The sequence below is a fragment of the Ornithinimicrobium jinqii genome, from assembly GCF_045032595.1.
In the GTDB taxonomy this organism is placed as follows: domain Bacteria; phylum Actinomycetota; class Actinomycetes; order Actinomycetales; family Dermatophilaceae; genus Ornithinicoccus.
Window position 1 is genome coordinate 1 of the sequence record NZ_JBJFZS010000038.1, and the last position, 21,363, is coordinate 21,363.

The following is a 21,363-nucleotide window of genomic DNA, read 5'->3' on the forward strand; positions in this document are numbered from 1 at the left end:
GCCCTGCTCGCCCAGCGCGCCGACGCCTGCGCCAAGGGACAGACCCGCCGCGCAGCGATCTACGACGACCTCATCACCGGCCTCGACACCACCGAGGCCTCTTGACAACGATCACCCACATAACGCCCATGAGCGCGCGCTCATCATCAGGGATATGTCGGTGATCGGGACGAGCCGGGGGGCGGTACATCGCTGTCACGCCGATGTCCGGATGCTCGTCGGCCCTTCTAGGTCGGTCCCGCCGATGAGCGCACGGTCATAAAGGATCTGCCGGTGACCGCGCGCGTTGAGGGCCGGTACGTCGCTGTGACGCCGAAGACAGGCACACTGTAGGCGTAGCCAATGTGCCTAAGGCCAGGACAAGACCAGTGTTCGTTCTACAAAAAGTCTTCGGGACACACCAGTTGTCCCGCACGATGAACTGTAGGGTGGTTCATAAGGGAAACCATCGCTGTAGGTCAACGAGTGCGCTCGGATCGGAGGCTCCTTCACCTGGTGGACGGGGCAGGTCAACACTCCGTCTCTCGCAGCGCTAAGAGGTACAGAATCGCCGCGCCGTACTTGCGACGGATAACATTGCCTAAATTTCCTCTAGAATTCGAAACCCAATGTAATCACTGGCGAAGGTCTCCAAGTTGGCCCCTCGAGAGGTACTATTTGCGAAGACACGTACATCGTCCCAACTACCACCCTTCACAACCTTCCATGGCGCCACCTCGCCAGGGTGCCGGGAAGGCCGTGACCAATCGTCCCCCCATGAATCGGCCGTCCATTCCCAAACCTGACCCACGAGTTCCTCGGCCCCGCACCAGCTTGCGCCCTTGGGAAAAAGACCACATGCGACCAAGTCACCTGGCGCCTCCTCGGCAGTATTCGCTCGGCCTGGCTCCCATATGTCGCCCCATGGGTAGCCGCTGCCCGAGCTGCCCCGAGCGCAGTACTCCCACTCCAGTTCTGTTGGTAATCGAAACGACTTCGACGTCTTGGCGCTTAGCCATTCACAATATGCAACTGCATCTTGCCACGAAACCAAGACCACCGGCTGATTTCGACGCCCAGACGGGGGCGCACTCGTCCGCGGATCCCATGACAAGAGGACCGCTCTTAGACTAGATCCGTTCGGCGGCCGACGACCGGTTTCCCGAACAAAATGGGCGTACTGTTGCTGTAATACCGGGTATCTTCCAATCCTAAATGGCTTGACGCTCGCACGCTCCACGTCCAGTTCTGACGTCAAGCACGTCTCCCAATATCCCCGCACCCACTCATCCGCGGCACTGAGGCGAACGCGTCGGATCTCGGCCATACGCCTGTTGATGCTTTCCGGTTCGGATCCACGCACCGCATCACCTCCCGGCACGTAGATGGTTTCCGGCTCAATCACCGCTGGGTCGAACTTCGGGTCACCAAACTCGCTTAACAACGCGCCGGCCTTGCAACGAAGTGCCACAGACTGCCAATCACGGGCCTTACTCATTTCATCCCGCAACCAGTCCCAGGTGGGTACTGGCAACCCATCTTCCCCGCACTCTGTCGCCGCCTCAGCGGCGACCAGCAGCGCCTCCTTCGAATCTGGAAAGTCCGGACCTGCCTGAGCCAAGGCACGTACCACCAGATCCGCGGATGCTTCCTCTTTCGATACGTTTGCTAGGAACCCGATCACCAAAGCCAGGACCTCCACCCAGCGAGGATCGCCACGACGTGGTGCAAGAAGGTCTCCTATCACTCCCTTATCTACCTGCCCAAGTAACACTACCTGCCGGGCTGTCATGAACTCTTCAAAAGTGAGGTGAGCAAATCCAATGCGCCCCTCCCCCCGTTCCGCGAGCAGGCCGGAACTGTGGAGAAGGCCACTGAGAAGGGCCTTCGCCCTCTGAGTAGCCTCATCCTGAGACAATCCACGCTGCGTTTCGTACTCCGCAGCGACAGCATCCTCCATGGCATCCACCCGCACATATCCCTCTGGAACATCTGAGTGGATCCAGTAGGCAACCGGTGAGAGTATCTTCATCACCTCTGCGGTGTCAAACGTGTGCAACGCCTGACCGTCTAGGTTCCGTACTCGCGACCAAGATGTCACTATAGTCGTGATGAAGAGGTCATACAGCTCTGCTCGCCTACGCGGCAGCTCAGCGCCCTGACGGTGAATGAACACCAAGATCGATAGCAGGAGGGGATTGGACGCCAACCTACGAACCCCTGGGTTACTGAACACAGCCTGTTTGAGAGATATCGAGGCGGCCGCGGAGGCGTGCGCCAACTCGACATCTGACCGGGTGTCATTCGCCACACGTTCGGCTACGAAGGTCCACTTGTCCACGAACTCCTGAATGCCCTCCGCGTCGAAGTCCTTCACAAGGAGGTGCTCGCCATCCGGCACACCCAGGGGCATGTCTGAGTAGCCAACGACCCGGCTGGTTACGACCAGTGTATTGCCTCGTGTCAACGTCCATTGAGCGAAGGACTGCAGTCGGTTTGTCATGACGGCTCGGGCAGACGGGTCCGCAAGTTCATCCAGGCCGTCGAAGAGGAAGACCAATTCCCCTGCCTCGTATCTCTCCCGCATCACAACGTCGAAACCGGGGTCCACGTGGCGCACCTCGGCGAGGTAGCGAGACACCGCATCTAGGACGGAGTGTTCACCGCCACCCTCTACTATACGAGACGACAGTGCCGTTAATGGCACCAAGATTGGGAGCCGAGCGCCTTGGGATCGCGTCAATCGGAGCGCAAGCAGCTTCAGAAGCGTGCTCTTTCCGCTGCCTGGTTCCCCAAGCAGCACTGAGCAGCGTCCTGCGGTCAACAGGTCAACTAAATCACGCGCCTCAGCTCGATCCTGTCGCCCCTCCATAACCGCAGTGAGTATGCGCTCAACATCGGTGAAGTTGACTGTTCGCCCCGCGGACCCAGATTCCGCGCTCGAGACAGAGGACAGCCGCACTAGACGAGGCACCACACACACTTCCTCCAAAGGGAATCGCATGTCTAGCCTGTCCAGCCGAAGAACGCCACGGAAGTCCAGATACCGGACCTGACCATCTACGGCCCGGAGATAGCGTTCAGCTATGCTATTCGCCTCCGACTGTACCCCTCTAGCGCGACGTGACTTCGCCTTGTCCGGGCTTCTAGGCTTAAGCCAGGCCAACACCCCAACCAAGACAGCAGCGACGCTCGACGCCAAGCCGACTACGGTTATCGGATCCATGCTATCTCCGGCACTCCAAGCACCTTCGTTACTTGGGCTAGGCACCGTTCCATCCACTGATCGACTTCCGCCATGCCCGAAGACCCATGGGCAGCTATACCCACCAGTGACTGCAATAGATCGACCCCAGCCTTAGGATCGAATGTTGCCACCACGTCCTGTGCAAACCAAGTTGCTCGATCTAACACGATGACACTTCCCACGGGCCAGGGTCTCGGCTTTGATGCACGAACTTGCGACGTCTGGATCGCCCGGCACAGACTCTTCCCGAGAAGAACCGGGGCCCAGGACCACAGGTCGCTGGACACGTTGATTGGCCTATGCGTAGCCGCGGACAGCAGGATGAGCCGAAGCAGCGCGTGCGCACCGGCCGATCCCCCTTCCCCTCGGCCGAGGTGGGATTCGCTCACCATGGCGTCAACCGAATGAAAACGTCTGGACGCGATCCCGTCAGACCTCCCGTCGACCGTAACGGGACCAAAATATAGCGGGCGAATGAGCCCTCTCTTGATGCTTTGCAAGCGACCGGCCCAGTAGCGAGCCGAGTCGACCTGAATTTGATGACGCCTGTCCACAACTGGAACTACGAGGTCAAAGCGGTCTGCCAAGTGAGCGAAATATGCAGTGTTCCGCACCACATAACTGGGATGGTCGTAGGGCTGGAGTATTCCTGAGGGCACCTCGGCAGAGGATTCGGCCAGTTGCCGCACGCTGGACATAACAGCAGGCCCCGCGACCTCCGAGACTCGGTCGATCTCCGGTGCGCCTATCGAAGCCGCATTCAGAGTTTCTAGGTGACCGTTCAGACAGCTGGTTACAGGGTCGGGAAACCGTTCACCGACTCCAAACGGTCGTACCACCGTCTCTGGAAACAGTGCAACCGCAGCCTTAAGGGCCTCCCGCTCAGAAGTGTTGCGTCGCCGGAACTGCGACCTCGCGTAAGCTCGACCTACGGCGTGGTCGGGCTTGAGATGAATCCATTGCTGATGGGTTTCTCCCACCACGCCGGCATGCCAGCAATCATCCTCCAAGAGGTACCTAACAGATATAGCAGACCCTACAGAGGAGAACGCGCGGGCTACGGAATCGCCTAGTACGCTGGATCTAAAGGTTGCCAAGTTTATGGGATATGCTGGCGTGAGACTTGTGTGCTCTACTGCAACGCTTGCTCCGCGCCACTCGTCCCAAGGACCCTTTCTGTGGATTCGTGACTGTACGGCACACGCCGACGGGTCAAGACGTACATTGAGATAGTCGCCGGCCGGGGAACAGTGTGAGACTATATGATCGCTGGCAACTAGCTTAGGAATGTTGCGGTCCGCGTTACCGATTCGTAGTGATAGGTCCCATCCGCGCCGCCATGCTCTGGGCCCGTGGTCGGCCGTCAATGGCTCGCAATCCAGTGAAAGTCTATCTACAAGGCCGGCTATGAGGCTGGGCTCAGGTTTCCAGGCGTTCATAACCGGTCCGCTCGTGGATAAGTTCGAAACCGCACGACTCGTAAAACTCGGTGTGCCAACCCTTCTCACACTGCAGATAGACGCGCATGTCGCGCTGGCACTGTCCAAGTAGCCATCCCATCAACTCCCTCCCGTAGCCCATCCCACGATGGACATCCACTATTCCAACGTCGTGAACGGCCAGCGTGTTTCCCAATGCATGCAGCGAGGCTGTCCCGACAGGTTCGTTGCTTGCATCCAGGAACAAGAAATATCGCCGCCTCACTAATCCGTTTCCTCCCTTGTCCGTGCCTTTGCTTCTCCGACCATACTCGGTCCCGAATATCTGGCCGAGAGTCGAGTACGCTATTGTGGCGGCTTGCGAATCTTTCCCAGTAACTTCTAGAGCATTAAGACGACGTGATGTCTTCGTCGGGCCCAGAGCGACGGACTTAGGATTCAAGAGCATCCAATCTTCGCGATCAGTCACTTTCCATTCGTCGCCGACCGTATGGCTGAGCCCATCCAAATAGACGCTCGCAGAATCATCCGGTGGGCTACCCCAGCTGGACGACCAAACATGGTTCCAGATAACTCCAGGAATAGTACTCGCAACGTCGTAGGTACTAGACGTAACGTCAACGCGCTTGAAGTAGCAACCGAGGTGCGTTCGGTAATGCGCGTCGACTAGCGCGCGTACACTCGTGAGATCAATAGTCAACGCCGGTCCACCGAAGCGTGTCGCCGGTTAGGTCCAGCCAAACGGACTTTTGCCGCGTGTACTCCATTCCGGCCGCTAAGCCGTACTCGAGGCCAAACCCGCTTTCACCATATCCTCCTACGGGCATGCTTGGGTGCTCGGCGAATACGCAGTTTCCCCAAATCACGCCCGCCTTGATTGCAGCAGCCATTCGATGCATGCGCATGACGTCGCGGGTCCAGACAGATGCCGCGAGCCCGTAGTTGACGCCGTTCGCAAGAGTTACGGCGGCTTCCTCTGAATCGAAGGGAATGACCGTCGCTACAGGGCCGAAAATTTCTTCCTGCGCTACCGGGTTCTTCGGATCAGAGCAACGTAGGACCGTTGGGGTATAGAAGAAACCCCGGCTTGACGCCCTGCCTCCGCCGGTTACCACCGTGGCGCCCATCTCCACGCCCCGATTAACGTAGGACTCGACGCGGGACAACTGCTCAGCCGATACAAGGGGGCCTAATTGCGTGTCCTCCTCGCGGGGATTTCCTACACGGATGGCTTCCGCGCGCGCGACCAGCAGCTTCTGGAATTCATCGACAACAGCGCGATCAACGAGGATGCGCGTCGTTGCCGTGCAGGTCTGCCCCTGGTTGTAGAAGTTGCTGAAAGCACATGCCTCTGCGGCCACGTCCAAATCTGCGTCGGGAAAAACGATGAGGGGTGACTTGCCTCCGAGCTCGAGTGTGCACGACTTGAGGTTGGACTGCGCCGCCGCCTGCATCACTTCACGACCTGACGCAGTGCTCCCGGTGAAGGAGATCTTTGCAACATCCATGTGGCGGGCCAGTGCCCGGCCTGCTACGTAATCGCCGATAACCACATTAAGAACCCCTAGTGGGAGTCCTGCATCAACCCCCAGCATGGCGACGGTGACGGCGGATGTCGGCGCCTGCTCCGCCGGCTTTAATACGCACGTGTTGCCCATGGCAACGATCCCGCCCACTTTCGCAACGGCGTTGTAGACAGGGTAGTTCCACGGTACGATGGCCCCTATGACACCATAGGGCTCTCGGAGGGTCCAGGCATTCAGGCCAGGTTGTACGGACATCGTGGAACCGTGGATTTTGTCCGGCAGTCCGGCGAAAAAGCGCAGGAGTTTTGCGGCAGCCGTTACGTCTTCAGCGCAATCGAGAATTGGCTTGCCTGCGTCTTCTGAGTCCTCCTTAGCCAGGCGGTCGCGTGAGTCCTCAATCGCGTCAGCCCAGGTCCAGAGCAGTCTTCCTCGTTCTGAGGGATCCATCGCGCTCCATTCGGAGGAAGCAGCAGACGAACTTCTAACTGCGATGTCCACGTCTCCCTCTTGGCCAGCTGCCATTGTGGCCCGCGCCTCCCCGGTAACCGGGGAGATCAGATCAAGTGTTTGACCGTCCTGGCTGGGTTGACTTTGACCATGTATCCAGTGCTGAACATCGGGCACGGTGTATCACTCACCTTTCATGTCGTGCTTGTCTCTACCGAGAACAAGATGGGGCCATCTTTCTGTGATCCGTTTTCGTAACGGACGAAACCCGCACGAGCACGTCCTCCGAACGGATTGTGGGCGTCCTCCGCCTCTGATTCAAGCAAGCATGTGTTCCAGGCAACGTGTGGGTAGAGCCTTTCCGCAGCGTCGGGAACAAGGCCTCCAAAAATGGTAACCCCCAGATAATGATGGGTTCGCGCTAGGTACGCTTCCAACTCATCTACCCTGTGAAATGGAACGATCACGAACACAGGGGCAAATTTTTCAGCGCGCACCAGCGGGTCATCATCATCGGTCACAATGATGGATGGCTCGACCAGCGCACCGTGAATATTTCCGGAGAGTAAAGTATGCCGAGCCGCGTGCGACTGACTGAGCATGTGCTGCACACGCTCGGCGGCTGCCTCATTGATAAGGGGACCGACCTGCCCCTTGCTTGCTGCGACAGCCTCGACTAACGTCTCGGTCACCCGATGCAGGATGGCTGCGTGCACATAGACGCGTTCGGCACATAGGCAATCTTGCCCGTTATTGAACAATCGTGCGCGGACCAGTGCCGGGATGGCGGTCGCAAGATCCGCATCACTCAAGATCACGAAGGGGTTCAATCCAGGTCCGCAATATATGAGCCGGCCAGCGTACTGACGTTCAATCTTCTTCGCGGAATCCCAAGAGCCTGTAAAGATCAGGCAGTCGGCCCCGGTCTCTGCGGATCGAATGAAGTCCGCGCCGTTTAGGATTGAGATCTCCAATCCTAACGCAGACGGGATTGGCGCCACCGCCAGGCAGCGGCTCAAGATCTCACTTGTGAGTTTCGAAGGGCGGCAAATGACTTCGTTGCCTGCTAGCAGTGGTCCGACGCAGTAGAGGACGAAAGAGTACAGCGGATTATTGAATGGTAGCGAGACGAATACTTTCCCGACCGGCCTCCGTCCCTCTAGCCGACCCGCCTCAGAAGCGTAAGTGGCGAGGGCTCTTATCGTTTTTTCTATTTCGGCTGCTGCTGTGGATGCTGGCGCGATCTCTTCCAAAATCTGCTGAAGCGAGCGCTGCTCTTCTTGAAGTTGGGCGCCCCATTCCGCCACGAGCCGGACGATTTCCTCGCGGCTCAGCATCGAGCGCCTTTCGCCGTTACGCTGATGCCCCAAAGGGCGCCTTGACCTGCTTGACGGTGCTGCGATGGAGCGCTTGCCGGGACCCGTCCTCGCGCTCGGTTGGGCGGACAGTAGTGCGGTCGCGGCGCATGCCATAGTTTGGCCGGGTGTCGCTGCTGCGTCTGTGATCCGCCTCGATCAGCTCGTCGTCTGCAATGGCGGCCTCGTGAGATCGGCTCGGCAAGCGATCCTATTGTCTCGATGCGCGCCTCTTCATCGTGGTGGGGATCGAGGTTGCCAGCGCCTTGCATCCTCCCCTTGCGGACGGCGCGGCGCGCTGGAGACCTCAGCCTGGAACTAGGTCCGTTCAAGGCGTGACCACCTGCTTCCCTCCGAAGGCTTCGACCCGCTGACGTGCACCGTACAGCAGCCTGCGCCTCCCGGGGCTGCAGCCCCTACTAGGCGCTGCGGGGTGTGTCGCGGCAATGCGGGTTCTTCCCTGCGGCTCGAGCGGCTCTGATCTGGTGGGATTTCAGCGAGGCCTAATGTGCAGTGATTTGGGATGGTAGACAGTCACCGACAATCAAGCCCTATGCGAGGAAGTGGACGAGGGGCGCACCCGAAACGCTCTGTTTGGTCAGCCGGGTAGGGCCACGGCAGGGCGGGCGTCCAGGGGTCCCAGCGCGGTTCGTCCAGTGGTGTGGATTAGGCGGCCCCAATGCAGTGCGCACTAGACGCTTGCGACCACCTTAACCGGCTCTTCCCAGCTGCGGTGGGGGTCACAGGTTGAGTCCTCCGCCGATGAGGAGCATCCGGAGTCTGTAGTTGGACCTGTTTTTTGAAGCCGCGGGCCAGGCGGCGGTGCAGCTCGATGAGGCCGTTGATCGCTTCTGTGCCTCCATTCGTGGCGCCGGTGGTGAAGTAGGCCAGGAACGCCTCCTTCCACTTGCGCAGGGTCCGACCGAGGCGGGCGATCTCGGGGATCGGGCAGGTCGGGAAGGTGGCCGCGATGCGTTCGGCGATCGCACGTCCCTCGGCCTTGTCCGCCTGCATGTAGGCCGAGCGGAGCTGCTGGGCGCACTGCCAGGTCAGGTCGACCTCCTCGTGGGCCTCGTGGGCGGTGAACGTCCGGTCGATCCGGGCGCGCTGCTTGTCGGTGAGGTTCTCCTGCCCGGCGCGCAGGATGTTCTGGATGCCGTACAACGGGTCGCCCTTGCGACCGCGGTGGCCGGTGGTCACCTGCTGCACCCGCCGTCTGACCTCGTCCACGCACCTCGTGCCCAGGGCGACCACGTGGAAGACGTCGAGCACGGCGGTCGCCTCGGCCAGCTCGTCGTCGATCGCGGCCTTGTACCCGTGGAACGGGTCGAGGGTGGCGACCTTGACGCCGGCGGTGAACGACTCGCCACGCTGCGTGAGCCAGTCGGCGTAGGCCTTCTTCGAGCGTCCCGGGACCAGGTCCAGCAGCCGTGCTCTGACCTGCCCGTTCTCGCCCGTGGTCAGGTCCACCATCCCGGTGAGCTCCTTCGGTCCGCGGCCACCGTCCTGCGGTTCCTTGGTGGAGACGTGGTGCCAGATGTGCTCGTCGACGCCCAGGCTGGTGACGCCGGCGAAGCGGGACCCGTCGGCTGCTGCGGCGGCCAGGATCGGCTACACACCGGACCACACCGTGTCCCAGCCCAGGCCCAGCTGGCGGGCCAGGCCGTGCACGGTTGCGTGCTCACGGCGCAGCTGGCCCACCGCCCAGGACCTCGCCCTGGCCGTCCACGTCGAGCGTGGTGGCGCCAACCCCTCGTCGGTCTCGGTGAACGAGCGCCGCGCACACGCCACCTCCCGGCAGCCCCAGGTCCGCTTCACCCACACCAGCCTCACCGGCGACCCGAAGGCCGGGACGTCGACCAGCCGGTGCTCGCGCCGGCCACGGGAGACCGCGCGTGCCCCGCAGTCCGGGCACCCGACCGGCCCCGGCGCCGACTCGATGCTCACCGTCAGCCCGTCCGCGCCGCGCGTCACGTCCAGGACGTGATAGCCCTCCAGGCCCACGAGCAGGTCACAGTTGTCGCAGTACGCGCTGGGCGCGCCGAGCGCAGCACAGCAGGACGTAGGGTTGTCCATCGTCGAGGTCCTCGAGGTCTTCGGAGTGCTTGGTCGCCTCCGATCTTGAGGGCCTCGACCCCTCTCACCCCAGCACCCGCCCCGCCCGGCGCGTCACACCCCTACCCCCACCGCAGCTGGGAAGAGCCCCTTAACCAGTCTGATGTGCCCTGATAGCTGTAACCACAGGGTCAGCTGGCGAAGTACCGCGGAGCCATCTCCGAGGCAACAACCGGTCATGCCGCTGGTCGCTCGTTCCGGGGGCGTCATATCGCCGCATGAGGCTGCCCTCGGACCCGACTCCCGCGCGATGCCTTGGCACGTTTGCGCGAGTTGCGTTCGGTGATGCCGCTTCACAATTTGATGTCGCCTACACTTGCCTCGCGCGCTCGAGGCTGTGAGGAATGGGTTCAATCCTCCTCTAAGACGGACGTGTCCACGCACACGATCCCCCTGTTGCCCTCCTGGTCGGCGACCACAATGAGTGACGGCGCCTGGCTGTCATCGGCGATGGTCCCACCCGCGGCGAGAGCGGCGGCAATTCGTTCCTCGGCCACCTCGGGCGCCACGTAGACCTCGATGTGGAAGCGTTGCCGTGTGAGCTCATCCTCGTCGGCGTCCCCGAACCACAGGTTCGGTACCCGTCCCGTGGCGTCCCTGATCTCATCGCTGGGTGAGCCATGGCCCTGGGCCTCGGCGTTCCCGGTCAGGAGGGCGGCCCACACCGGGGCGATGGTCGCAGACTCGAAGGTGTCCAGTCCGAGCTCGATGTGGCTGACCGAGGAAGGGTCCGCATCGATCTTGTGGTCGGCGGCGATCTCAGTGATCCGTTGGGCGAGGTCGACGTCCTGCTGCGTGACCCATTCCAGGACGTGTTCGGTGCCCTCGCCGTCCCGGTAGATGGCATCAGCACTGATGAGTTTGAGGTCGACATACCCCTTGCCGATCGACACGCTGGGGTGGTGTCCGAGGGTGTCGCCCGCCTCGCCCACTGCGACGGCAAAACGTGCGCCGGCGCCGAAGTCATCGATCAGGTAGCGGGCGTGCAGTCCTTGGGCCAGCTTGCGCCAGTCGGTGAGGTTGGCCGCCGCGATTTGGTCGCCCTTCAGCATGTCCATGAACGGGACCTTAGCTCTGAACCCCCAGAGCTTAGTCAACCCGTCTCCGGAACTGGCTTCGTCTGCCCGCTCGCGACCCCTCAATGAACACGAGCCGCCAATGGGCGTCGGGACCTGCGTCAGCTCGTCGCAAGTGACGCGGGCAGCCCCGTCCGACTTTGCCGCGTGGAGGACGGCTGCGCTCGTCCGACTTTGCCGCTGGCCGCGTGCTGGGCTCAGGGGGTCAGGCGGGGCGAGACAGCTCGTCCTGTCCGCTGCCGTGCAGCACGACCACAGGCGCCAGGTTCTCAGGCGTCGGCCATTGCCACGAGCGCAGTTCGGTCGATTCGAGCACCAAGCCATGGTGCCCCAGATGCCGAACCCGGGGCGTCCGGACGACGACGTCAGGACCTGATGCAATGTCCGCTCGTGCCGCGCGCCACATGGGTGGTCCCCTAGTTCCCGACGACCTTGGCAATCACAAGCGCCCCAAGGGGTACCAGCCTGTTCCCCTGTGGGCGGGTTCGTCCGTCTCGCGGCCGCGCCGCCGTCGAGACCGGTGAGGTGAATCGCAGCAGCCAGGTCGTCGCCGGTGCGGTTGGCGGACGGCTTGGTGCGGTGGCCCAGTTGAGGCATGGAGGGGTGGCACGGGCACACACCACCCCCCCGGTGACTCTCGTTGCACGTTCCGAATCTATCGTTGTACGATGTGTTGATCGGGACCGCTTGCCTGAGGCGGGCCAGCCGGGCGTTCCGGTTCCGGTCACCACGCGAGACACCACTACGGTTAGACATTGGGACGTCCTCCTGAAGGCGATGGGAAACCAAGCCCGACAAGCGCATCAGGAGGACGTTCCTCACGTCCAGACCCCAGCGCTACAACGCCTTCCTATGCCGCAGGTCGCCCAGTTGTCGCCCGACATCCGAACCGAGGGCCTTCCCCGTGCCATGTTTTCGTTATACGATTCGGTCATGGCGGGTGATGACCGAGTGACGGACGAGCAGATCCAGAAGTGGGCGGACGAGGCCGAGGCCGGATATGACGTCGAGGAACTGAAACGCCGCGGGCGAGGACGTCCTGGGCGTGGAGCCGAGCCGATGCAGGTGATCGCCGTGCGCCTCACGGCCGAGGAGATCGCGGCGCTGGACGCCTACGCCTCGCGGGAGCACCTGTCGCGCTCCGAGGCGATCCGACGAGCGCTGGCCGGTTACGCCGCGTGAAGGTCCATCGCAGCGCCCGCAAGCACGGGGTGCTGCCCGAGGACGCGGTGCAGGCTGCGGACCTGGCGTTGTGGATCGAGCCGCTCGAGGAAGAGGAGTGGCCACACCGCGAGGTGCGGCTCGGCTTCGACACTCAGGCGCGGCTCCTGGAGACCGTTGTGCTGATCTTCCGTAGCGGCGAGGAGACGGCCATTCATGCGATGCCGGCTCGTCGTCAGTACTTGGACCTTCTGCCCTGACCAAACGCGCGGATCTGCCGCTGGTTGCTTGCGTCGAAGCGCGGATCGCGGACGTCAGTGAGACCCGGCCGCTATGACCACCCGGAGTCGAGGTACAACGACATCAACGGACTGGTCCTCCCCGGACAAGACAGATGACGAGCGCGGGCGCTAGGCCCGACCCGTGCGCAGGGGCGTCCATGCTTGGGGGTTCGCTCGACCCACGCGCTGGCGCCACAGCAGAAGGGCCCGTCCTAGTGGAGCGTGTCGTTAATTGCTAAACGGTTTGCTGGTTGGGATGATGGGGTATGGCGAATCGTGCTGCCCCGGCCTTGACTCTGTGTGAGGGCGATCGAGGGGAACTGGTCCGGTTGACTCGCTCGACCGCTGCTCGTGCCGGGGAGGTGCTGCGGGCCCGGATCGTGCTGGCAGCGGCGGAGGGGGAGGCGAACGAGCGGATCGCCGAGCGGTTGGCGACCTCGAAGGCGACCGTGCTCAAGTGGCGTGGGCGGTACCAGGCCAAGGGTCTGGCCGGCCTGGCCGACGAGCCTCGTCCGGGTCGGCCGCGGTCGATCGACCATGCGCGGATCGTGTCGGTCACCCTGGCGCCGCCGCCGAAGAAGTACGGGGTGACGCACTGGTCCACCCGGCTGCTCGCGCGGCACCTGAGGATCGGGAACAAGACGGTCGCGACCGCGTGGCGCGAGTACGGGGTGGCGCCGTGGCGGGTGGAGACGTTCAAGTTCTCCACCGACCCGCAGCTGGTGGCGAAGGTGACCGACGTGGTCGGGCTCTACCTGGCGCCGCCGGAGAACGCGATCGTGCTGTGCGTGGACGAGAAGAGCCAGATCCAGGCGCTGGACCGCACGGCGCCGATGCTGCCGATGCAGCCCGGGCTGCCCGAGCGACGCACCCACGACTACAAGCGCAACGGCACCACGACGCTGTTCGCGGCGCTGGAGATCGCCACCGGCAAGGTCACCGGCGCGTGCAAGCCCCGGCATCGCCACCAGGAGTTCCTCGCCTTCCTCAAGCAGGTCGCCCGCGCCTACCCCGACGAGGGCACCGGCCAGGAGCTGCACCTGGTGATGGACAACTACGCCGCCCACAAACGCGTCGAGGTCCGCGACTGGCTCGAGGCGAATCCCCGGATCCACGTCCACTTCACCCCGACCTCCGGGTCCTGGCTCAACCTCGTCGAGGTCTGGTTCGGCATCATCGAGCGCCAGGCCATCCACCGCGGCACCTTCGGCTCGGTCAAGGACCTCAACGCCAAGATCCGCGCCTTCATCGACGGGTGGAACGACCGCGCCCACCCGTTCGTGTGGACCAAGACCGCCGACGAAATCCTCACGAAGGCCAACCGACCAGCAACTTCAAACACGCGCCACTAGCAGAGTCATGGCGCGCCCATGGATCAGCCGTGCTCGCGCATGCGTGTCCCCAGTTAGTTAGGGTCTGGTCATGGGATACCTGCCTGAGATCACTGTCGCCGACGCTATCCGCCGAATCCAGAAGGGTGATCTCGTCCTGCCCGCTATCCAACGCGAGTACGTGTGGAAGCCGGGCCAGGTCATGGGCATTTTCGATTCCCTCATGCGCGGCTATCCAGTCGGCGGCTTCCTGTCGTGGAGGGTCGAACCCGAGACGGCGGCTCAATTCCGTTTTTATGGGTTCATGAAAGACTTCAACGCCTTGGACAACCGACACAACCCTGACGCCGACCCTATGGCGGGTCAGTCGGTGACCGCAGTTCTCGACGGTCAACAGCGGCTCACTTCGTTCAACATCGGGCTCCGAGGAACGTACGCTTACAAACTCCCCCGCGCTTGGTCGAACCTTGCTAGTTCGTACCCGGTGCGTCGACTTTATCTTAACGTGCTCGGTGAAGCGGAAGACAACGAGGCCGGGTTGATGTACGACTTTCGCTTCCTTACCGATGTCCAGCTCACGGCCGCGGTAGCCGATCCAGAGCGACACTGGTTCCCAGTTCAGCGCGTCTTCGAGGCCGAGAAGATGAGCCAACTATGGGCGGTGACCGCGCAGGCTGGCTTGGCCAACCATGACAAGGCAGTAGAAATTTTGAGTCAACTCTGGGAGTCGATCCACACCACCACGAACGTCAAGTTCTTCGAAGAGACTGAGCAGGACATCGACCGCGTCCTTGACATCTTCATCCGTGTCAACTCGGCTGGCACCGTACTGTCGTACAGTGACCTGCTTCTTTCCATCGCCACGGCCCAATGGAAAGAAAGAGATGCCCGGGCCGCAATTCACGGGCTGGTTGATGAATTGAACTCTACGGGCGCGGGCTTCAACTTCAGTCAGGACATCGTTCTCAAGTCGGGACTCGTGCTGGCCGGGGTCAGCGACGTTGGGTTCAAGGTCAAGAACTTCACGACTGACACCATGGCGACCCTCGACCGTGAGTGGGATGCCATCGCGGACTCCCTCAAGACCGCTGCAGGCCTGCTTGCAGACTTCGGGCTCTCAACTGCGACGCTGTCCGCGAACAGCGTCCTCATTCCAATCGCGTTCTACGTCCACCATCGCGGACTCGGCCAGAAGTACCGGGCGGCCGTCGCGGACACTGCTGACCGCGAGGCGCTACGCCAGTGGACGTTGCGCTCGCTCATCGTTCCGGGTGTCTGGGGAGCTGGTCTGGACACTCTGCTTCGTGACCTGCGGCAGACGATCATGGATCACGGTTCGCAGAAGTTTCCCTCGCTCGACATCGAGCGGCGCATGGCGCAACGAGGAAAGTCGTTGGCCCTCACGGCCGAGCAGGTCGAAGAGATTCTGAGCCTACGCTACGGGAAACCGCGAACGTTTGCTGTCCTTGCCGTGCTCTTCCCGCACGTCAATACGCGGAACGTTCACCATGTCGACCACGTCTACCCGCAAGCCTTGCTGTCGACGAAAGAACTCAAGGCTGCGGGGCTTGATTCCGAGCGAGTCAGTCGGCTGCAGGGCTTGCGTGATCTCCTGCCGAACCTGCAATTGCTCGAGATGTCAGTCAACATCTCGAAGTCAGCTTCCCCACCGGCGGCTTGGGCTGAATCGTCGTACCCTTCACAGGAGCTTCGTCAGGCGTACCTCGAGCGGAACGAGATCCCATGGCTACCCGCGTCCCCAGATGAGTTCGACACGTTCTTCGCTGAGCGGCGGGCGGCGCTCGCCCAGCGGATTATGCGGCTTCTGGGGGCAGAATCCTCGGCGACGGGTGACATAAGTGAACAGGTGGCAGACGTGGCCGGCACGATCGACGACGAACTGGCGGTGAGCGACGACGATTTGTAACTGCCCTGGTGCCGCAGACAGCCCATTATCTATCCACCCATGAGGCGACCGGCCACCAGACCGGGACGGCGGACCAGCTCGAACCAGGACTCGATAGAGATGTCGGGGTCGTCGACGAGATCGCGTATGTGCTTGGTGGCACTTGCTCCCACGCCCTGGAAGGGGTGGATGAACGCAACGGAGCGCCCCGTCTTCGGATTCCGAAGACTCGGGATGCCATCCTCGGTGAAGTCGAGGCTGAAGTCGCGGGCTACGGCGCGCCCTACAGGCAGGAGTCCATTCCATGACGACTGATCGTCGAGGCTGCTCGACTGCAAGAGGCTCAGCAAATCCTGAGCCAGGCGCCAGTCCAACAGCGGGTGCCACGCGCTGTTCCGGTAGTCGCGCAGGCACTGGTAACAACTCGAGTCGCAGGGCTGACCCTCGCTCGTGGCGTGGTTCCCGAACTGCTCGGCCTGCTCCTGCGCGGCCGCGATCACAGTCGGCAGGTGCTCTTGCAGCCATCGTGCGTACCCCGCACCGTTTTCGAGGGTGTCTGCGAGGAACAGCAAACCTTGGGCGCGCGCGCCTCCCTCTGCGGTGGACGACACACCGACCTCGATCTCTTCAGGGCCGATGTCAAGGAGGTGCGCGGCTGCAGCCCGGAAGAGGAAGCCGAGCGAACCCCAGGCGGCACGGCCGGACGGAGTAGCCGGGTCGATGCGCAACCCCGTCGGCTCGGCGATGAGACTAATCGCCAAGATGTCGGTCCGTCGCCGAGCAGAAAGAGCGACTGTGTCGAAGACGTCACCATCGGTGGACCACGCCCAGGTTCGTGCCTTCGTTCTCTTGTCGTGTTGTTCTAGGAACCGTAGATCTATCAAGCCCGGCTCAGGGTAGACCCTGTCATTCCACTGGCGTCGTGCCCGGACCAGTGTGTAGAACTGGCCCCTGTTGTCGTTGACGGAGACGACCTCACCGTTGCCGCCACGGGCGGTGAGATTTCCCAGCTGGGTTACGCGTGCGCCCGGTGGGACTGCGAGCCGAGGCTGGGAAGCCCTCGAAGTGGACTCGTCCAACTGCTCGTAGTTGCGGCTGGTGAAGCTCGTTCGGTATCCCTTCGGTTCCACCAGCACCACCTGCTGGAAGTCGGGTTCTCCGGCGCCGCAAACAGGGCACTGGACGAACGTTTGGTTGTCGTGGATGGTGAGACACGCCGCGCAGACGCCTGCTGCCCTGCGCGATCCGACCGGGTCTTCGACCTCACGCCAGCGCCCGTTCGTGCCTTGCAAGAAGTGTGCGATTCCGACTGCCGTGTGGATCGCCTTGTCCTTGACCAGCTCAGCACCCGGTGCGAACTCAGACAGGGCGATGCCTGCGTCGCGATCCACGTTTTCTGCCTCCGGGCCTGTGTTTGGTCGTTTGGTCCAGAGCACGCGCACTTGGGTGGGGAACCCAAACATGGGCAGTACGCCCGCTTGAGCCAGGGCCTCGGAGAGATCCTCGACGCGGGCCTGCTGGGCCGCCTCGGTGATCAGCCGGGGCAAGGCGACCTGGCCCCACTGGACCAACTCATCCGCTGTTATCAGTGACGAGGCCCGTGTCCCATGGAGCAGAGTGTCGGCGATCCCTTTGGCGGTCTCCCTTTGGTGACGCAGCGTTCGGACGATGACGCTGGCGACAGCACTGCTCGTGAGCCATTCGGTTACCGTGCCGAACTGTCCGTGGACGTTGCGTCCTGGGTCGAAGCGGTGGTCGTCCGTCGCAAGAACTCTGAAGGCCCGGGTCAGCACGTCGGCCGCGAACGCACGCCTCACGATGTCCAGCGACTGCGTGTCGAGGTACGGGGGTGGTGGGTCGTCCCCGGTTATGGCGTCCGGGTGACGGAAGTAGTGCTCGTCGTGACTGCGCCCTCCGCGGCACACAGTCAGGGCTGCCGCGAGGTGCTCGGAGCGGCGCCCCGCCCGGCCGACCCGCTGCTGATAGTTGAACCGCTGCGGCGGCATGTTTGCTAGCACGACGGCCTTGAGTGCCCCGATGTCGACGCCGGCCTCCATGGTCGTGGTCACCGACAGGATGTCGATCCCGTCCGCTACGGGCACCTCGCCTTCGTCAAGGAAGACGTCCTGGAACTGGGCCTGCCGCCTCTGCGCGACGAGGGGGTCGGTCTGGCCAGACAACTCCTCACAATGCAGGCGGAACAACCCGCCCTCCCGGGTAGCAAGCCAGCCGTAGTAGTCGCTCTCGATGCTGAAATCCTGACCATCACGGGAAAGCCGCCCCCCGCAGCTGATGCAGACTCCGGCACTGGCCTGGAGATGCTTCGTTCGGCATGAGGAGCACCGCCACTGCGTGGCCCCTCCTGCTTGAAGCCGAATTCGCGAGTGGAGGAGGCGGTATCCGGTCGCAGGCCCTGCGCCGATCGCGAGTTCCACGGCCGTGGTCAGGTCGTCGAGGTCGACGGCGTGCGTCTCGGCCACTGTCTTGAGGTATCGACGGGCATTGCCGGGCCATCCCTCAGCGGCCGACTCCATGAACAGCGTCAGTCGCCGTCGCCGTGCGCAGATGCGGACGAAGGATGACACCGCCTGGTTGAAGTTCTCTGGGCTCAGACCCCCTAACTTGCTGGCATCGAGAGTGCTCCAAGGGACAGCGTGGGCAACGCCGATGGACTCCGCGTCACGGTCGCCGCCGGCGAACACCGTGCGCAGAATCTGGCGCGACATTTCTTCTCGGATCGACTCCAGGAGAGTCCTCTCCTCGAGGTCCAGGTCTGTGCCTCGGTCGCGCACAGGGTCGGCGTCCCAGCCGTAGAGGGTGATCCAGCGTCGCCCGTCTTTGGTTGCAAGCAGGGACACGGCCGGACCTGCAGGACTGACACCGACCTCTAGCAGGGAAGGTTCGACCTTGTTTCCAAGGTCAGCCAATGAAGGTCGACTGATCGCGGCACGGGCGGACTCGAGCGCCTGCTCGTCGGCGGAAGTGAGAGGTATGTGGTTCCCCTCCTTAAGGAGTGCCATGGCAGCCTCAGGCCGCTGCTGCTGCAACTTGGCGAAGGCACTGGCCGCCGTCTCGGATGAGTCCGCCCGCCGGACGTGCGCCGCAGCAAGGGAGACTAGGTCCTCGTTCTGCCCTAGGTGGTAGAAGGTCGCTGCTCTGACGAGGTCAAGGTAGTGGGCAAGTTCCAGGTTGGCGGTGACCCGGGCCGCGCCCTGACGGCTGTCCGAGAAGACGACGAGCTTGGTGTCGAGGTATCTGTGGAGTGCTCCGGTGAGCACCTGGTTGGCCCGATTGAAGCCCACGCCCTGCGTGTAGATGGGCGAGCGCATACGGTCAGCGTCCTCGACGGCCCCTGCGTTCTGCCGCTCCCAGTCATCACCGCACGAAGGGCACTGGGTCGGGTAGGGGGTGAGGTTGGCGGCGTCGTCATGGCCCTTCCGGCCAGTGACCCAGTAGATGGACCCCGTCGGGTTGCCGCGGGGCTGCATGCTGATGCGACCAGGGCCGGGAGCGAAGGACACTGTTCGGTATTCCAGCTTGTACGTCACCCGTTCGGGGTCTCCCTTCCGTCCACCGAGACGACTCCAGCCCGGCACGGAGGGTTTCTGGCCGTTCGTCGGCCAGTAGACGCGATAGTTTGACGCATTCCGATCGGCGAAAGCCTGCTCGGGCAGACGCTCGAGGTTCGCGGCGGTCGAGACCAGGAATTCGTGAGGACCGGTTCGAACCACGAACCCGCCCAGCATGACCTCGCCACACGACTGGCAGTAGAGCAGTTCCAGCACCCGGCTTCCGCACGCACAACTGAAGAGCGGACGAGAGTAGACCTTGCCGACCCGGCGATCCGCGTGGCGGAACTCCGGCGTGACCTCCGCGCACTCTGGGTCACTGCAGGCCCAGAGACCCTGCAGCGTCCGGAAGAACAAGTGCACCCGCAACCGCACGGGCGGGTTGTCGGTGCTGCCGAGCAGAGCGACGAGTCTTTCCAGCAGCTCATCCGGGTCCGGCGCGTCGGGGAACAGTCGTGAGGCCACGACGTGGGCTCCCGTCGCCCGGGGCCTGCCGGCCCGGAGGGTGGCGTGATGGAAGGCAGACTCTAGGTCCGGCACGGACAGTTCGCCCACCTCTGCCAAAGAGCCACCCGTGAGACCGGCTGCGATCGAGCGGAGGTCCGTTGGGCCGGAGGGAAGCTGCGGACGGGTGGTGACGAACCGAAAGGGGTCGGTGCGCCCGAAAAACTCGGATAGGAACCGGGCGCCCTCATCACCAGGCTCCAGACTCGCTGTGGTGGTCACGACGGAGAGCTGCTCGGGCCGCGTGTCTAGCCCAAGGGTGCTGAGCAGGCGGCGCAAGAGGTAGGCCACCTCGGTGCCCGCGGTGCCGCGGTACATGTGCAACTCGTCCACTACGAGGGTGAAGACGTTGCGAGGGTCTTGGAGCCACTCGCGTGTCTGCTCCAGGAGTGGTTGCTCGTCAGATCGACCCAGGGCGATCGAGAGCATGCTGTAGTTCGTGATCAGAATGTCGGGAGCCGCAGCTTGCATGTCCCACCTGCTGCGCATCTCGGCACCATCGAGGCGCGGCAGGAAGAACTCGGTGTCCGGAGCGGTGATCTCGCCTTTGGCGACCATGTGGTCAAGAGCCTCACGGCGCGCCTGGGCCTCCCGAAGGAGGCGGGCCAGACGGCCGCGCCGAGCGCTGTCGGGGGCGTCGCTCAGGCCACCCGGCACGGGTGTGCGGCCGGTGTATCGCCCGAAGTAGAACCGGTGCCCCGGACGGTGCTCGGCGAGCCATCCGCGAGCGGGGCTAGAGTCCAGCGACTTGCGCAGTCGAATTAGCTGGTCTTCGACGAGAGCGTTCATGGGGTAGAGGATCATGGCGCGCATGCCCGGCATTCGACCCTCGTCGACAGGACGTTGGGGCACGAACATGGGGGCAGACCCTGTCCACCACGCCTCTTGTTGAGTTGGGGTCGCAGGCTCCCATCGGGCGGACTCCTGCACTAAGCGCGTTAACACCGGCAGCAAGAACGCCTCGGTCTTGCCTGACCCGGTGCCGCTGGTCACGACGACGTCCTCGCCGCTCAGGGACGCGATCAGGGATTCCTCTTGATGCCGGTAGGCACTCGGGTGAGGAAGCAAGCCGGCTGCCATGAGGGAGGCCGCCTCCGGGGAGCCCAGCGACTTGAACACATCCTCCAGGCTGCGATCCGACGACTCATATCGGGGCAGCAGCTCTATGAACGGCTCGGCGAATGTCGCAGCCTCGTTCAGAAGCAACGCACGCCGCTCCGCCGCGACCTTGCCATCCCGCAGTTCGTACGCCGTTTCGTAGTAGCGCATGAAGGCATCACGCAGGTGTGACCGAAGTGCTAGCCCGGATCATTCACGGGGTGGCGGTGTGATCGGCGTGTAGAAGCACCGAAGTGCTCCCTGAACAGGGAAGACTTGGACTTGTCTAAGGTCCCAGGTCGCCCGTCAGGAAGCACTCGGTAAGTGAA

At 62.8% G+C, this 21,363-nt stretch carries 10 protein-coding genes and 1 pseudogene; 4 read left to right on the forward strand and 7 right to left on the reverse strand.

Annotation, left to right across the window (positions count from 1 at the left end; all coding sequences use genetic code 11):
- Positions 1 to 580: 580 nt before the first annotated feature.
- The 6 genes and pseudogenes from ACI3ET_RS15450 to ACI3ET_RS15475 all read right to left on the reverse strand — a co-directional run bounded on the left by ACI3ET_RS15450 (position 581) and on the right by ACI3ET_RS15475 (position 11,166).
- Positions 581 to 3,205 carry an SUMF1/EgtB/PvdO family nonheme iron enzyme gene (locus ACI3ET_RS15450; RefSeq protein ID WP_405033970.1) on the reverse strand — a complete coding sequence of 875 codons (2,625 nt, stop codon included), beginning with the start codon at positions 3,203 to 3,205 and terminating at the stop codon, positions 581 to 583.
- Positions 3,206 to 4,645: 1,440 nt separating this feature from the next.
- On the reverse strand, positions 4,646 to 5,113 hold the full coding sequence (locus tag ACI3ET_RS15455; protein ID WP_405033979.1) for a GNAT family N-acetyltransferase: 468 nt from the start codon (positions 5,111 to 5,113) through the stop codon (positions 4,646 to 4,648).
- 241 nt (positions 5,114 to 5,354) lie between these two features.
- On the reverse strand, positions 5,355 to 6,815 hold the full coding sequence (locus ACI3ET_RS15460; RefSeq protein ID WP_405033971.1) for an aldehyde dehydrogenase family protein: 1,461 nt from the start codon (positions 6,813 to 6,815) through the stop codon (positions 5,355 to 5,357).
- A 17-nt stretch (positions 6,816 to 6,832) separates the two neighbouring features.
- Complete coding sequence (locus tag ACI3ET_RS15465; RefSeq protein WP_405033972.1) at positions 6,833 to 7,975, reverse strand: aldehyde dehydrogenase family protein; 1,143 nt, start codon at positions 7,973 to 7,975, stop codon at positions 6,833 to 6,835.
- Positions 7,976 to 8,733: 758 nt separating this feature from the next.
- Positions 8,734 to 10,069, reverse strand: a pseudogene (locus ACI3ET_RS15470) (ISL3 family transposase).
- A 389-nt stretch (positions 10,070 to 10,458) separates the two neighbouring features.
- Complete coding sequence (locus tag ACI3ET_RS15475; protein WP_405033973.1) at positions 10,459 to 11,166, reverse strand: VOC family protein; 708 nt, start codon at positions 11,164 to 11,166, stop codon at positions 10,459 to 10,461.
- A gap of 951 nt (positions 11,167 to 12,117) precedes the next feature.
- Between ACI3ET_RS15475 and ACI3ET_RS15480 the strand changes: the two genes are divergently transcribed.
- The 4 genes from ACI3ET_RS15480 to ACI3ET_RS15495 all read left to right on the forward strand — a co-directional run bounded on the left by ACI3ET_RS15480 (position 12,118) and on the right by ACI3ET_RS15495 (position 15,884).
- A complete protein-coding gene (locus ACI3ET_RS15480; RefSeq protein ID WP_405033974.1) occupies positions 12,118 to 12,366 on the forward strand; it encodes a DUF6290 family protein in 249 nt (82 codons plus the stop codon).
- On the forward strand, positions 12,363 to 12,605 hold the full coding sequence (locus tag ACI3ET_RS15485) for a toxin (RefSeq protein WP_405033975.1): 243 nt from the start codon (positions 12,363 to 12,365) through the stop codon (positions 12,603 to 12,605). The genes ACI3ET_RS15480 and ACI3ET_RS15485 overlap by 4 nt, the downstream gene beginning before the upstream one ends.
- A gap of 287 nt (positions 12,606 to 12,892) precedes the next feature.
- Positions 12,893 to 13,978 (forward strand): IS630 family transposase, encoded by a 1,086-nt coding sequence (locus ACI3ET_RS15490; RefSeq protein ID WP_405033976.1) that lies wholly within the window; start codon positions 12,893 to 12,895, stop codon positions 13,976 to 13,978.
- Positions 13,979 to 14,048: 70 nt separating this feature from the next.
- Complete coding sequence (locus tag ACI3ET_RS15495; protein ID WP_405033977.1) at positions 14,049 to 15,884, forward strand: DUF262 domain-containing protein; 1,836 nt, start codon at positions 14,049 to 14,051, stop codon at positions 15,882 to 15,884.
- Positions 15,885 to 15,913: 29 nt separating this feature from the next.
- Here ACI3ET_RS15495 and ACI3ET_RS15500 read toward each other — a convergent pair whose 3' ends face one another.
- Positions 15,914 to 21,205 carry a DEAD/DEAH box helicase gene (locus ACI3ET_RS15500; RefSeq protein ID WP_405033978.1) on the reverse strand — a complete coding sequence of 1,764 codons (5,292 nt, stop codon included), beginning with the start codon at positions 21,203 to 21,205 and terminating at the stop codon, positions 15,914 to 15,916.
- Between the last annotated feature and the right edge of the window lie 158 nt (positions 21,206 to 21,363).

What these genes read in the sequence shown, in the direction of transcription:
- ACI3ET_RS15450 (WP_405033970.1), bottom strand. Translation starts at nt 3,205, where the DNA reads ATGGATCCGATAACCGTAGTCGGCTTGGCGTCGAGCGTCGCTGCTGTC.
- ACI3ET_RS15455 (WP_405033979.1), bottom strand. Translation starts at nt 5,113, where the DNA reads ATGCTCTTGAATCCTAAGTCCGTCGCTCTGGGCCCGACGAAGACATCA.
- ACI3ET_RS15465 (WP_405033972.1), bottom strand. Translation starts at nt 7,975, where the DNA reads ATGCTGAGCCGCGAGGAAATCGTCCGGCTCGTGGCGGAATGGGGCGCC.
- ACI3ET_RS15475 (WP_405033973.1), bottom strand. Translation starts at nt 11,166, where the DNA reads ATGGACATGCTGAAGGGCGACCAAATCGCGGCGGCCAACCTCACCGAC.
- ACI3ET_RS15480 (WP_405033974.1), top strand. Translation starts at nt 12,118, where the DNA reads ATGGCGGGTGATGACCGAGTGACGGACGAGCAGATCCAGAAGTGGGCG.
- ACI3ET_RS15490 (WP_405033976.1), top strand. Translation starts at nt 12,893, where the DNA reads ATGGCGAATCGTGCTGCCCCGGCCTTGACTCTGTGTGAGGGCGATCGA.
- ACI3ET_RS15495 (WP_405033977.1), top strand. Translation starts at nt 14,049, where the DNA reads ATGGGATACCTGCCTGAGATCACTGTCGCCGACGCTATCCGCCGAATC.
- ACI3ET_RS15500 (WP_405033978.1), bottom strand. Translation starts at nt 21,205, where the DNA reads ATGCGCTACTACGAAACGGCGTACGAACTGCGGGATGGCAAGGTCGCG.